Raw genomic sequence first — 13,219 nt, forward strand, 5'->3', positions numbered from 1 at the left:
CCCTGCGCAATGGCTTTACGGCTTATGCCGTGATCTCCCCGGAGACGAGTTCTTGGTTGACTCCGTCGCTGCCGTTCAGCTCTCGCCTAGCCGACGGCTTGACGCCAGCAACGGGCGCCAGGACCACACGGTTTTGCCGTACGCTAAATCCACGCTGTCGTCTCAGCGTAAACCAGCGTCCACCGCAACCCGCCCAACGTCCGTGACGACGGCCGACGCCCTTCTGAGTAGGACGGGATGGCCAAAGGTATGCACCTGATTTTGGTTCTGTTAAACCGAAATATTTTTGATTCTGGGGCTTGACACGAATTCTGTAAATCGGAACTGATTTGCCCGTCGGGTTGTTTTGTCGCAGGCGACAACGACATTTGTCATTGCGGGCGATGCGACTCAAGGCGGAAGCGACACCACTCGTCGTCGTCCCTGCGAACGCAGGGACCCATACTCCGCGGCCGTAATAATACGGCAAGCCAGCAGAGATTCTTCCAACAACAAACTGCGGTGGTTATGGGTCCCTGCGTTCGCAGGGACGACGACGGAGTGTTGGACTCACGCCGCGCGGATGTTCGCCATGAAGCGGTCGAGTTCTTCGCGCAGCCGGGTGCTTTCGCTCGACAGCGTGCGCGCCGAATGCAGCACCTCTTCCGAGGCCGTGCCGCTCGGTCGCGCCGCGGTTGACCTGCATGATGCTGGCGGCGGCTTCCTCGGTGCCTTGCGCGACGTTCTGGACGCTGCGCGCGATTTCCTGCGTCGCCGTACTCTGCTGCTCGACTGCGTCCGCAATCGTCGTGGCGATGTCGGAGATCTTGCCGATGGTGCCGCCGATTTCCTTGATCGCGGCGACCGATTCCTGGGTCGCGCCCTGCATGCCCGAGATATGATTGGAGATCTCGTCGGTCGCCTTCGCGGTCTGGCTGGCGAGCGATTTGACCTCGGAGGCGACGACGGCAAAGCCGCGGCCGGCATCGCCGGCGCGGGCCGCCTCGATGGTCGCGTTCAGCGCCAGCAAATTGGTCTGCTCGGCAATCGCCGTGATCAGCTTGACCACGTCGCCGATTTCCTGTGCTGCGCGCGACAGTTTTCCGATGCGGTTATCGGTCTGTTCGGCCTGGCGCACCGCGGCTTCCGCAATCTGGCTGGATTCCTTGACGCGGCGGCCGATCTCGTCGACGGAGGCCGACAGCTCCTCGGTCGCGGATGCCACCGATTGCATGTTGCCGGAGGCTTGTTCCGAAGCGCCGGCAACCTGGCTCGACAGGCTCTGGGTGGTTTCCGCGGTTCGCGTCAGCGTTCCCGCCGAGGCTTCCAGCTGCACGGCCGAGGCCGAAACGTTGGAGACGATGGCGCCCACCGCGGTCTCGAATTCGTCGGCAAAGCGAATCAGTTCGGCGCGGCGCGCGGCGCTGCTCGCCTTGTTCTGCGCCTCTTGCGTGGCGGCGTCGCGTTCGGCCTTGGCGATCGCCTGGACCTTGAACTCCTCGACCGCGCTGGCCATTTCGCCAAGTTCGTCCTTGCGCCCGAGGCCGGGCAGCACGACGTCGAAATTGCCGGCGGCGAGTTCACGCATCGCCTTGCACATCGCCGTCATCGGCCTGGAAATGCCCTTGCCGAGCAAGAACGCCCAGACACAGCCGAGCAGGAAGCCGCCGGCCGCCAGGATCAGGATCAGCCGTTCGGTATCGCCAATGCTCGCGTTCGACTCGGCCTCGAGCCGCTTCTGATCGGCCAGCAGGCTGGACTTCATGGCGGCGGCGCCCTTGCTGATCGCGGTGACGGAATCCGTCATGTCGAGCGTCAGATCGTCGATTTCCTTGGCGTTGTGGATCAGCTTGGCGAGCGCCTCCCGGTAGGCTTCCAGAAGTCCGGCGGACTCCTTGAGGTCAGCCACCACCTTTTCATTCTTCGAGGAAATCGACTTCAGCGAGTTCTCGACGAATTTCAGACGCGCCAACGCGCTGGCGGCCACCGCCTTGTCGGCATTGATGACAAACGTGTTGACCAGTGCGGTGACGGCCTGAAACTGCTCGTAGACCTTCTTCGCACCGAGACTGACGACCTGCTGCTCGGACTCGTCGGCGTTGCTAGGGAGATCGTCGAGCTTGTAGTGCAGCGACATGCCGCTGCGGGTGAGCTGGTTCTGGGTGATCCGCGCGCTCTCGTCCTTGACCTTGACGACGTCGGCAAAGATCTTGGCAAAGGCGCGGAATTCCCGCTCCAGCTTGGCGAGCTGTTCGAGCCGGCCTGGATCGGTGGTGCCCTTCATCGAGGCGATAATGGCCGCCTTCAGGCTGGCTTCGGCCGCCAGCGTCGCCTTGCCATCCTCTTCCTTGGCCGTGACCACGAAATAGCGGGCGAGCGAGCTATAGGAAATCAGCTCGCGGTCGATGTCGCGCGCCAGATCGGCTTCCTGCACGCTGCGCCGGTAGGCGTCCACGCCTCCGGAAACGTGTTCAAATCCCATATAGGCAATGCCCATGCTGACCGCCGAGATCGCCAGCGTCACGGCAAAGCCAAGCATGATCTTGGCGCGGAATCGAAAGGTTGGGAGTTTGATCGAGAACAAGCCCGTACGTTTCTTAAGTCCCACCTCAAGCCCCCCGTTTTCATTCTGAAAACCCGGATCGGGAGGCGCCCTGCCCCCGATCCAGTGCGCAAAACTAAGGCACAATGGATAAGGCTGGGTAAATTCCGGCCCCACTCCCCCTGGGTTGCAGGACCGGAAGCACGCTTTTTTTGTCCTGGTCCCCTTCGGCCCGGACGATCTCCGCAAGTATGATGCGGTGCGGGGTAGACGAGGCCTCACCCCGTCAATCGACCTTCCGTCTCGCGCAGCGCTTTGGCTGCACCTCGACCCGCCCGCTCGAGGACGGCGCCGAAGAATCGGCTGACCGACGCCGCGTCGCCGCGAGGATGTCATCACAATGACAGGGGCGACCAAAATCCTAGTTGCAAGTTCCCCCGCCCGTGTTTCTAATTGGAATAATTATAAAACATCGGGAGGTATCACGCGTGTCTACCATCAAATTGACGGTGAACGGCAAGGCTGTCTCAGCCGACGTCGAGGACCGGACCCTCCTCGTCCATCTCTTGCGCGAAAACCTGAACCTGACCGGCACCCATGTCGGCTGTGACACCAGCCAGTGCGGCGCCTGCGTCGTCCATATCGACGGCCGGGCGGTCAAATCCTGCACCGTGCTGGCGGGCCAGGCCGCCGGGTCCAACGTCACCACCATCGAGGGCATCTCGAAGGGCGACGAATTGCACCCGATGCAGTTGGCGTTCCGCGACAATCACGGCCTGCAGTGCGGCTATTGCACCCCGGGCATGATCATGTCGTCGATCGATATCGTGCACCGTCATGGCGGCAAGCTCGACGAGGAAACCGTCCGGCAGGAGCTGGAAGGCAACATCTGCCGCTGCACCGGCTACCACAACATCGTCAAGGCGGTGCTCGACGCGGCCGGACGCATGAAGGTCTCGCAGGCGGCCGAATAGCTGCCGCAGGCCACCAAACCAGCATTCAAAGGCCGCTTCGTTTCGATGGAAATGGCGGAAACAATAACTCCGGTCGGGAGGACAGGACATGGGCGTTGAAGGCATTGGCGCAAGCGTTGTGCGCAAGGAAGACCGCCGTTTCATTACCGGCAAGGGCCGTTACGTCGACGACATCAAGATTGTGGGCCTGACCCACGCGCACTTCATCCGCAGTCCTCACGCCCACGCCAAGGTAAAGAGCATCGATACGTCAGCGGCAAAGGACATGCCCGGCGTGGTCGGCATCCTGACCGGCCAGCAGATCGTCGACGACAAGGTCGGCAATCTGATTTGCGGCTGGGCCATTACCTCGAAGGACGGCACCGGCATGAAGATGGGCGCATGGCCGGCGATGGCGCCGGAGATCGTGCGCTTTGTCGGCCAGGCGGTCGCGGTCGTGATCGCCGAGACCAAGAACCAGGCCAAGGACGCCGCCGAAGCCGTCGTCGTCAACTACGAGGAGTTCCCGGCCGCCGCTGATATTCGCGCGGCCATCAAGCAAGGCGCGCCGCAGCTTCACCCCGAAGCGCCCGGCAACGTGATCTACGACTGGACGATCGGCGACGAGGCCGCCACCGAAGCCGCGTTCAAAGCGGCGGCGAACGTGGTTTCGCTCGACATCACCAACAACCGCCTGGTGCCGAACGCCATGGAACCGCGGGCGGCGATCGGCGAATATAATGAGGCGGAAGAGCACTTCACGCTCTACACCACCTCGCAAAATCCGCATGTCGCCCGTCTTGTGCTGTCGGCGTTCTATAACATCGCCCCGGAGCACAAGCTGCGGGTGGTGGCGCCCGACGTCGGGGGCGGCTTCGGCTCCAAGATCTTCATCTACCCTGAAGAGATGGTGGCGCTGTGGGCCTCCAAGAAGGTGGGGCGTCCGGTGAAGTGGACCGGCGATCGCACCGAGGCCTTCCTGACCGACGCCCACGGCCGCGATCATTTGACCAATGCCGAACTGGCGCTCGACGCCAACAACAAGATCACCGGCTTGCGGGTCAAGACCTATGCCAATCTCGGCGCCTACATGTCGCTGTTCTCGTCGTCGGTGCCGACCTATCTCTACGCGACGCTGCTGTCGGGCCAGTACAACATCCCCAACATCTTCGCCGAGGTGATCAGCGTCTACACCAACACCACCCCGGTCGACGCCTATCGCGGCGCGGGCCGGCCCGAAGCGAGCTTCGTGGTTGAACGGCTGCTGGAGACGGCGGCGCGGCAGCTGAAGGTCGATCCGGCGGAATTGCGCCGCAAGAACTTCATCACCCAATTCCCGCATCAGACGCCGGTCATCATGGCCTACGACATCGGCGATTTCGGCGCCTCGCTGGACTCGGCGATGAAGGCGATCGACTACGCCGGCTTCCCGGCCCGCAAGGCGAAGGCCAAGTCCGAAGGCAAGCTGCGCGGCATCGGCCTGTCCTGCTACATCGAGGCCTGCGGCATCGCGCCGTCGAAAGCGGTCGGCAGCTTAGGGGCCGGCGTCGGCCTGTGGGAATCCGCTGAGGTCCGCGTCAACCCGGTCGGCACCATCGAGATCCTCACCGGCTCGCACAGCCACGGCCAGGGCCATGAAACCACGTTCTGCCAGCTGGTGGCCGAACGCCTCGGCGTTCCCATCAGCCAGGTGCAGATCGTCCATGGCGACACCGACAAGGTGCAGTTCGGCATGGGCACCTACGGTTCGCGCTCGGCCGCCGTCGGCCTGACCGCGATCCTCAAGGCGATGGAGAAGGTCGAGGCCAAAGCGAAGAAGATCGCAGCCCATGCGCTCGAAGCCTCCGAAAGCGACATCGTGATCGAGAACGGCGAGTTCAAGGTCACCGGCACCGACAAGTCGATCGCGCTGCCGATCGTCGCGCTCGCCGCCTACACCGCGCACAATCTGCCCGACGGCATGGAGCCGGGCCTGAAGGAGGGCGCGTTCTACGACCCGACCAACTTCACCTTCCCGGCCGGCGCCTATATCTGCGAACTCGAGGTCGACGCCGCCACCGGCAAGACCTCCTTCATCAACTTCGTGGCGGCGGACGATTTCGGCCGGCTGATCAACCCGATGATCGTCGAAGGCCAGGTTCATGGCGGCCTCGCCCAGGGCATCGGCCAGGCGCTGCTCGAAGGCGCGGCGTATGACAGTTCGGGTCAGCTGCTGACGGCGTCATTCATGGATTACGCCATGCCGCGCGCCGACGATCTGCCGTCGTTCAAACTGAACCACACCACGACGCTGTGTCCGGGCAATCCGCTCGGCGTCAAGGGCTGCGGCGAGGCCGGCGCGATCGGTGCATCGGCCGCCGTGATCAACGCGATCACGGATGCGATCGGCAACAACAAACTCGAAATGCCGGCGACGCCCGATCGCGTCTGGCACGCCATTCACGGTTGAGAGGGAGAGAATTATGTACGAGACAATCTATCATCGCCCCTCCTCGGTCGACGAAGCCGTGGCGCTTTTCGGCAAAGGCTCGGATTCGAAATATCTCGCCGGCGGCCACACGCTGATCCCCGTGATGAAACAGCGGCTGGCCGCGCCGTCCGACGTGATCGATCTCGGCAAGATCAAGGAACTGATCGGGATCGAAGCATCAGGCGATACCCTGACCATCAAAGCGGCCACGACCTATTTCGACATCATGCAAAGCGCCGATGTGAAGAAGTCGATCCCGGCGATCGCCTACCTCACCTCCGTGCTCGGCGATCCCGCAGTCCGCTACCGGGGCACGATCGGCGGCTCGATCGCCAACAACGACCCGGCGGCGGATTTTCCCGCGGCATTGGTCTCGCTCGGCGCCACGGTGAAGACCAACAAGCGCTCGATCACGGCGGATGATTTCTTCAAGGGCCTGTTCACGACGGCGTTGGAAGACGGCGAGATCATCACGCAGGTGTCGTTCCCGGTGCCGGCCAAGGCCGGTTACGAGAAGATGCGCCATCCCGCTTCGCGTTTCGCGCTGACCGGCGTGTTCGTGACCAAGACCAAGGCCGGTGACGTCAGGGTCGCCGCAACAGGGGCATCGCAAAACGGCGTCATGCGGGTACCGGTGATCGAGACAGCGTTGAAGGCGAACTGGTCGGCCGCCGCGCTCGACAGCGTCAAGGTCTCCGACAGCGGCATGCTCGCCGATATCCACGGCTCCGCCGCCTATCGCGCCAACCTGGTGAAGGTGATGGCGCAGCGTGCGGTGACTGCGGCGGGGTAATAACGTCTAAACACAAGTTCCAACGCAAGCGGCGCGTGCGAGCCCGGTTCTGATTTAATCAGAACCGGGCTCTGCTCTTTGTTTTGACGCGTTTTCTTCGCGCGAACCGACCCACCCCGGATCAAGTCCGGGGCAGGCTTTCGCTCAAAAACGCTATGGGTATGCGCGCCGCACTGCATTTGGTCAGATTCTCAAGCAAAGAATGCTTGCCACGCGCAGCCGGAGGCGAGACAATTTAGCTAATCAGCTAATTAAAAATACCTCTTTGGGAGAACAAGACGTGCTCGACAAACCCGCCGCCCAATCCGCAGTTCGCGCCTCCGGCCCGCTCGCAGGCTTTCGCATCGTCGAGTTCGCGGGCATCGGGCCGGGTCCGTTCGCCTGCATGATGCTGGCCGACATGGGCGCGGAGGTCGTGACGCTCGACCGCGTCGGCGCCAGGAAGAATTTGAAATCGGTGGCGGGCCGCGGCCGCAAAGTCGTCGAACTCGATCTGAAGGACAAGGCCGCGGTCGCGAGCGTGCTCGATTTACTCGCCAATGCCGACGCGCTGATCGAAGGTTTTCGTCCCGGCGTGATGGAGCGGCTGGGGCTCGGGCCTGACGTCGTGATGGCGCGCAATCCGCGCCTGGTGTTCGGCCGCATGACCGGCTGGGGCCAGGAAGGTCCGCTGGCGCGGGCTGCCGGCCATGACATCAATTACATCTCGGTCACCGGTGCGCTCGCTGCGATCGGCACAAAGGAAAAGCCGGTGCCGCCGCTCAATCTGGTCGGCGATTTCGGCGGCGGCGCGCTCTATCTCGTGGTCGGCATCCTCGCTGCGCTGCTGGAAGCGTCGAAATCCGGCAAGGGCCAGGTGGTCGATGCCGCGATGTGCGACGGCGCGGCGTCGCTGATGTCGATGTTCTTCGACATGACCGCAATCGGCCGCTGGACCGAAGGCCGCGATCAGAATTTCCTCGACGGCGGCGCGCATTTCTACGGCGTTTACGAATGCTCCTGCGGCAATTTCATTTCGATCGGATCGATCGAGCCGCAGTTCTACGCGCTGCTGCGCGAACACGCCGGCCTGACCGACGCCGATTTCGACGCCCAGATGGACCGCAACGCCTGGCCGGCGCTGAAGGAAAAACTCACAAAAGTGTTTAAGAGCAAGAGCCGCGAAGACTGGTGCAAGATCATGGAAGGCACTGACATCTGCTTCGCGCCGATCCTGACCATGGCGGAAGCGCCGAAGCATCCGCACAACGCGGCAAGAAAGATCTTTGTCGAGCGCCACGGGGTCACCCAGCCCGCGCCCGCGCCGCGCTTTTCGCGGACGCCATCGGCGATCCGGGATGCGGAGAAGGCGGATATTGCGGAGTTGACGAAAGAGTGGAAGGCGGGGCGGTAGCCTCCGCTGTCGTCCCGGCCTTGAGCCGGGACCCATACGCCGCGGCTCCTCGGTTAAGAACGGCTGTTCGTCGACCTTTCGTCTCACGAACGACGGTGGTTATGGGTCCCGGCTCAAGGCCGGGACGACACTGAGTTTGACGAACGAATTACGCCGCGTCCACCTTCAACACGCCCCTGCGAATCTGATCCTCCTCGATCGATTCGAACAGCGCCTTGAAATTACCCTCGCCGAATCCATCGTCGCCCTTGCGCTGGATGAATTCGAAGAAGATCGGCCCGATCGCGTTGGCCGAGAAGATCTGCAGCAGCACCTTGGTGTGGCCGCCTTCGACAACGCCCTCGCCGTCGATCAGGATGCCGTCGCGCTGCAGCCTTGCGACGTCCTCGCCATGGCTGGGCAGCCGTGCGTCGATCTTCTCGAAATAGGTCAGCGGCGGTGACGGCATGAACGGCAAGCCGTCGGCGCGCAGCGCCTCCACCGTGCCGTAAATGTCCCGCGCGCCGCAGGCGATGTGCTGGATGCCCTCGCCGCGATAGGTGTTGAGATATTCCTCGATCTGGCCGGAATCGCCGGCGTCCTCGTTGATCGGAATCCGGATCTTGCCGTCCGGGCTGGTCAGCGCGCGCGAGAACAGGCCGGAAGCGCGGCCTTCGATGTCGAAGAAACGGATCTGGCGGAAGTTGAACAGTTTTGCGTAGAAGCCGGTCCAGACATCCATGCGACCGCGATGAACGTTGTGGGTGAGGTGGTCGATATAGAACAGCCCGGCGCCGGCGGGACGCGGGTCTTTGGCGCCGAGCCATTCGAACTCGCGCTCATAGGCCGAGCCCTTGGCGCCGTAGCGGTCGACAAAATAAAGCAGACTGCCGCCGATGCCCTTGATGGCGGGAACGTCGAGCGTCTTCTGCGCTGACGGGATATCCGCGGGCTCCGCGCCGAGTGAAATCGCGCGTTCATAGGCCAGCTTCGCATCGACCACGCGGAACGCCATCGACGGCGCGCAGGGACCGTGGGCGGCCACGAAATTAAAGCCGTGGGTGCCGGGTTCTTCGTTGACGAGGTAGTTGATGTCGCCCTGGCGATAGACCGTGATGTTCTTGGCCTTGTGGCGGGCGACCGGCACATAGCCCATCAGCTTGAACAGCGCGTGCAGCTCTTCCGGCCTCGGATGCGCGTATTCGACAAATTCAAAACCGTCGGTGCCCATCGGATTGTCGGCGCTCACGGTGGCGGCCGGCGCGTCATGCGGAAATGGACCCATGGCGGAATCTCCTTCTTGATTTGATCCATGGAGTTTCCGCCAGATCAGGCGCAATGTGCATGCAAATGGCGGCGGGATAGGCTATAGTCATGCACAATTCGTGCATTAAATGGACATTTCGCGCATGATTCCGGTAGACGCTTTCGACCTCAAAATGCTGGCCGCGCTGCAGGACGACGGCCGGCTGACCAACCAGCAGCTGGCCGATCTGGTCGGCCTGTCGGCATCGCAATGCTCGCGGCGGCGGATGCGGCTCGAAGAAGAAAAAGTGATCGCGGGCTATCACGCCGATCTCGCCAGCGAGGCGCTCGGCTTCAACCTGATCGCCTTTATCCACATCACGCTGGCAACGCATTCGCCCGACAACGCCAAGAAATTCCGCGCGCTGGTGGGCCGCGTCGACGCGATTCAGGAGGCCTATTCGCTGACCGGCGATGCCGATTATCTCTTGAAGGCCGTGCTGCGCGACCTCAAAAGCCTGTCCGACATCGTCAACAACGTGCTGATGCCGCACCAGAGCGTGGCGCATGTGCGCTCGTCGATCGTGCTGGATCGGCTGAAGGAAAGCGCCAAGCTGCCGCTGAAGGAATTGGCGCGGTAGAGTTTGAGGGAGATGGCCGAAATCGAGGGGTATTCGCCATTCGCTTTCGACAGCCAGTTTGCGATGATCCCCTCCGAACCAACGCGAAGAGACGTTCATGGCGCTGCAACTCCGGCCGAACTGCGAATATTGCGACAAGGATCTGCCGCCGAACGCAACGGAAGCGCGGATCTGCTCCTATGAGTGCACGTTCTGCGCTGATTGTGCCGACAACAAACTCCACAATGTGTGCCCGAACTGCGGCGGCGGCTTTGCGCCGCGGCCGATCCGGCCCGCGCAGGAATGGCGGCCGGGCGTCTGCGTTGTAAAGCAGGCACCGTCAGACAAGCGCGTGCATCTGAAATTCAGCGTCGAGGATTGCGCGGTGCATTCGGCGCGGCTGAGGGATATCCCGCCGCAGAACCGCTGAACTCTCCTCGCAATGACGTGGAGAGAGCATCACCCCGCCGGCGTAATCGTGCCCTCGACCTCGCCGAAACCGACGCGGTAGCCGTCGCCCTGGCACCAGCCGCGCATCACGAGCGAATCGCCGTCTTCCAGGAACGTACGCTTGACGCCGCCGGGCAACTCGACCGGCTCGGTGCCGTTCCAGCTGATCTCGAGGAGACTGCCGCGCTGATCCTTCTCCGGGCCGGAGATGGTGCCGCTCCCTAGGAGATCGCCGACATTCATGGCGCAGCCGGATGAGGCGTGGTGCACCAATTGCTGCACCGACGACCAGTACATGTATTTGAAATTGGTGTGGCAGATGCCGGCGGCCGCGTTCATGGCGCCGGCGCGCAGGGCGACGTCGAGCTGCATGTCGTAATTGTTCGGCTGCGCCTGGCGCAGATATTCCAGCGGCTGCGGATCCTGCGCGGGACCCTGGACGCGGAACGGCTCCAGCGCCTCGCGCGTCACGATCCACGGGCTGATCGAGGTCGCGAACGCCTTGGCCTGGAACGGCCCGAGCGGCACATATTCCCATTGCTGGATGTCGCGCGCGCTCCAGTCGTTGAGGATCACAAAGCCGAAGATCATCTCCTCGGCCTGTTTTTCAGTCAGCATCTCGCCGATCGCTGAGGCCTGCCCTACGACGACCCCCATCTCCAATTCGAAATCGAGCCGTTTGCACGGCCCAAAACTCGGCACATCGGCTGTCGGCGGCTTCAATTGCCCGCGCGGCCGGCGCACCCTGGTGCCGCTGACGACGACGGTGGACGCGCGGCCGTTGTAGCCGATCGGCATATGCAGCCAGTTCGGCTGCAGCGCATTGTCCTTGCCGCGGAACATGACGCCGACATTGGTGGCGTGCTCCTTGGAGGAATAGAAGTCAGTGTAGCCGGAAATCGCGATCGGCAAATGCAGCGTGACATCCGCCATCGGCACCAGCGTGCGCTTGCGCAGTTTTTCATTGTCGCGCAGTTCGGGATGATCGTGGCGCAACAGCTCGCTGATCCGCGCCCGCGTCCGCGACCATACCTCGGGCCCGAGCGCCATGAACGCGTTGAGCGATGCGTTCGCGAACACGCCGGGTTCGACGACATCGATCCGGCAATCCTGCGCGAGCTGCCAGAGATCGAGCACATAGTCGCCGATCGCGACGCCAACGCGCGGGGCCAGCCCGTCCTTGGCGGAGAACACGCCGTAGGGGAGATTCTGGATCGGGAAATCCGAGGTCGGATCGACCGGGATGAAGGATTTCAGCTTGGGATCGTTGGGGTGGGGCACGGTGTTGTCCTGCGAATGACATGGCGAACTCTAACGTCATTCCGGGATGGTCCGAAGGACCAGACCCGGAATCTCGAGATTCCGGGTTCGTGCTTCGCACGCCCCGGAATGACGGAGGCTACGGCTTGTTCGGATCGAATCGCTTCTCCAGTCCCTGCCAGCAATCCGCGTAGTCGTCCTGCAAGGTCGCCGACTTCGCTGCGTGCGCGGTGACGCGCTGCGGGTAGCGGGTCTCGAACATGAAGGCCATGGTGCCTGTCAACTTAACCGGCTTCAGCTCGCCATTGCTGGCGTGATCGAAGGCCTGGCGATCCGGACCGTGCGGCAGCATCATGTTGTGCAGGCTGATGCCGCCGGGCACAAAGCCTTCCGGCTTGGCGTCGTAGACGCCGTAGATCAGCCCCATGAACTCCGACATGATGTTCATGTGGTACCATGGCGGACGGAAGGTATTTTCCGCGACCGCCCAGCGCTCCGGGAAGATGACAAAGTCGATGTTCGCGGTGCCTGCGGTTTCCGACGGCGAGGTCAGCACCGTGAAGATCGACGGGTCCGGATGGTCGAAGCCGATGGCGCCGACCGGCGAGAAGGTACGCAGGTCGTATTTGTAGGGCGCGTAATTGCCGTGCCACGCCACCACGTCGATCGGCGAATGCGGCAGCGTGGTCTTGAACAACGAGCCGCCCCACTTCACGAACAGTTCGGTCGGCGTGTCCTTGTCCTCATACGCCGCCACGGGGGTGAGGAAGTCGCGCGAATTGGCCAGGCAATTGGCGCCGATCGGACCACGTTCGGGCAGCGTGAAGGCGCCGCCATAGTTCTCGCAGAGATAGCCGCGCGCCGGGCCATTTGTCAGTTCGACACGGAATTTGACGCCGCGCGGGATCACGACGATCTCGCCGGGCTCGGCGTCGATGCGGCCGAACTCGGTGACAAGGCGCAGATTGCCCTGCTGCAGCACGAACATCATCTCACCATCGGCATTGTAGAAATGCTGATCGACCATCGATTTGGTGATGAGATAGACATGCGCGGCCATCCCGGCCTGGGTGTTGGCATCCCCTGCGGTCGTCATGGTCTGCACGCCCTGCAGGAAGGTGGTGTCCTCCTTCGGGATCGGCGCCGGATCCCAGCGCAATTGCGCGATCGGCAATTCATGTTCATGACACGGCGCGGTACGCCACAATCCGGCGTCGGCCTTCTCAAAACGTCCCGAGTGCCTCACCGAGGGGCGACTGCGATACAGCCAAGATCGCTCATTGGTGCCGCGCGGGGCGGTGAAGGGCGAGCCGGAAAGCTGCTCGGCATAAAGGCCATAGGCACAGCGCTGCGGCGAGTTGCGGCCGATCGGCAGCGCGCCGGGCAGCGCCTCGGTTTCAAAGCTGTTGCCGAAGCCGGACATATAGCCCGGCGTGACACCAACGGTGCTGCGCGAGATCGCATCTGGCGAGGTGTTGATATTCATGGTCATCCTCCTTCATCTTGCGCGTGATCTTGTCCGAAAACCGGTACCC

Annotated in this window: 9 protein-coding genes and 1 pseudogene; 6 read left to right on the forward strand and 4 right to left on the reverse strand. The window is 62.8% G+C overall.

What is annotated here, in order from left to right; genetic code table 11:
• Positions 1 to 549 precede the first annotated feature (549 nt).
• Positions 550 to 2,518 (reverse strand): annotated as a pseudogene (locus JQ575_RS33375) (methyl-accepting chemotaxis protein).
• 491 nt (positions 2,519 to 3,009) lie between these two features.
• On the opposite strand from JQ575_RS33375, the gene JQ575_RS33380 reads away from it, so the two are divergent.
• From JQ575_RS33380 to JQ575_RS33395, 4 genes are all read left to right on the forward strand, one after another.
• Positions 3,010 to 3,495, forward strand: a complete 486-nt coding sequence (locus JQ575_RS33380; protein WP_212037418.1) for a (2Fe-2S)-binding protein — start codon at positions 3,010 to 3,012, stop codon at positions 3,493 to 3,495.
• An 88-nt stretch (positions 3,496 to 3,583) separates the two neighbouring features.
• The gene (locus tag JQ575_RS33385) at positions 3,584 to 5,923 is read left to right on the forward strand and encodes a xanthine dehydrogenase family protein molybdopterin-binding subunit (RefSeq protein WP_212037419.1); all 2,340 of its coding nucleotides are present in this window, start codon (positions 3,584 to 3,586) and stop codon (positions 5,921 to 5,923) included.
• A 13-nt stretch (positions 5,924 to 5,936) separates the two neighbouring features.
• Entirely contained in the window at positions 5,937 to 6,737 is an 801-nt protein-coding gene (locus JQ575_RS33390) for a xanthine dehydrogenase family protein subunit M (protein ID WP_212037420.1), read from the forward strand.
• A 280-nt stretch (positions 6,738 to 7,017) separates the two neighbouring features.
• A complete protein-coding gene (locus tag JQ575_RS33395; protein WP_212037421.1) occupies positions 7,018 to 8,130 on the forward strand; it encodes a CaiB/BaiF CoA-transferase family protein in 1,113 nt (370 codons plus the stop codon).
• A gap of 148 nt (positions 8,131 to 8,278) precedes the next feature.
• Here the strand turns inward: JQ575_RS33395 and hppD are convergent, their stop codons facing one another.
• Positions 8,279 to 9,394: a 4-hydroxyphenylpyruvate dioxygenase gene (gene hppD, locus JQ575_RS33400; RefSeq protein WP_212037422.1), complete on the reverse strand. Its 1,116-nt coding sequence runs from the start codon at positions 9,392 to 9,394 to the stop codon at positions 8,279 to 8,281.
• Positions 9,395 to 9,518: 124 nt separating this feature from the next.
• Here hppD and JQ575_RS33405 point away from each other — a divergent pair, with 124 nt between their 5' ends.
• Together JQ575_RS33405 and JQ575_RS33410 are read left to right on the forward strand one after the other, a co-directional pair.
• Positions 9,519 to 9,995 carry an Lrp/AsnC family transcriptional regulator gene (locus tag JQ575_RS33405; RefSeq protein ID WP_192735657.1) on the forward strand — a complete coding sequence of 159 codons (477 nt, stop codon included), beginning with the start codon at positions 9,519 to 9,521 and terminating at the stop codon, positions 9,993 to 9,995.
• 97 nt (positions 9,996 to 10,092) lie between these two features.
• Positions 10,093 to 10,404: a DUF1272 domain-containing protein gene (locus JQ575_RS33410; RefSeq protein WP_212037423.1), complete on the forward strand. Its 312-nt coding sequence runs from the start codon at positions 10,093 to 10,095 to the stop codon at positions 10,402 to 10,404.
• Positions 10,405 to 10,433: 29 nt separating this feature from the next.
• On the opposite strand, the gene fahA is transcribed toward JQ575_RS33410, so the two are convergent.
• Entirely contained in the window at positions 10,434 to 11,705 is a 1,272-nt protein-coding gene (gene fahA / locus JQ575_RS33415; RefSeq protein ID WP_212037424.1) for a fumarylacetoacetase, read from the reverse strand.
• A 118-nt stretch (positions 11,706 to 11,823) separates the two neighbouring features.
• Positions 11,824 to 13,170, reverse strand: a complete 1,347-nt coding sequence (hmgA, locus tag JQ575_RS33420; RefSeq protein ID WP_212037425.1) for a homogentisate 1,2-dioxygenase — start codon at positions 13,168 to 13,170, stop codon at positions 11,824 to 11,826.
• Positions 13,171 to 13,219 lie beyond the last annotated feature (49 nt).

The organism is Bradyrhizobium sp. JYMT SZCCT0428, from assembly GCF_018131075.1.
GTDB lineage: Bacteria > Pseudomonadota > Alphaproteobacteria > Rhizobiales > Xanthobacteraceae > Bradyrhizobium.

Coding starts and splice junctions, on each gene's coding strand:
- JQ575_RS33385 (WP_212037419.1), top strand. CDS start 3,584: ATGGGCGTTGAAGGCATTGGCGCAAGCGTTGTGCGCAAGGAAGACCGC.
- JQ575_RS33390 (WP_212037420.1), top strand. CDS start 5,937: ATGTACGAGACAATCTATCATCGCCCCTCCTCGGTCGACGAAGCCGTG.
- hppD (WP_212037422.1), bottom strand. CDS start 9,394: ATGGGTCCATTTCCGCATGACGCGCCGGCCGCCACCGTGAGCGCCGAC.
- JQ575_RS33405 (WP_192735657.1), top strand. CDS start 9,519: ATGATTCCGGTAGACGCTTTCGACCTCAAAATGCTGGCCGCGCTGCAG.
- JQ575_RS33410 (WP_212037423.1), top strand. CDS start 10,093: ATGGCGCTGCAACTCCGGCCGAACTGCGAATATTGCGACAAGGATCTG.
- hmgA (WP_212037425.1), bottom strand. CDS start 13,170: ATGAATATCAACACCTCGCCAGATGCGATCTCGCGCAGCACCGTTGGT.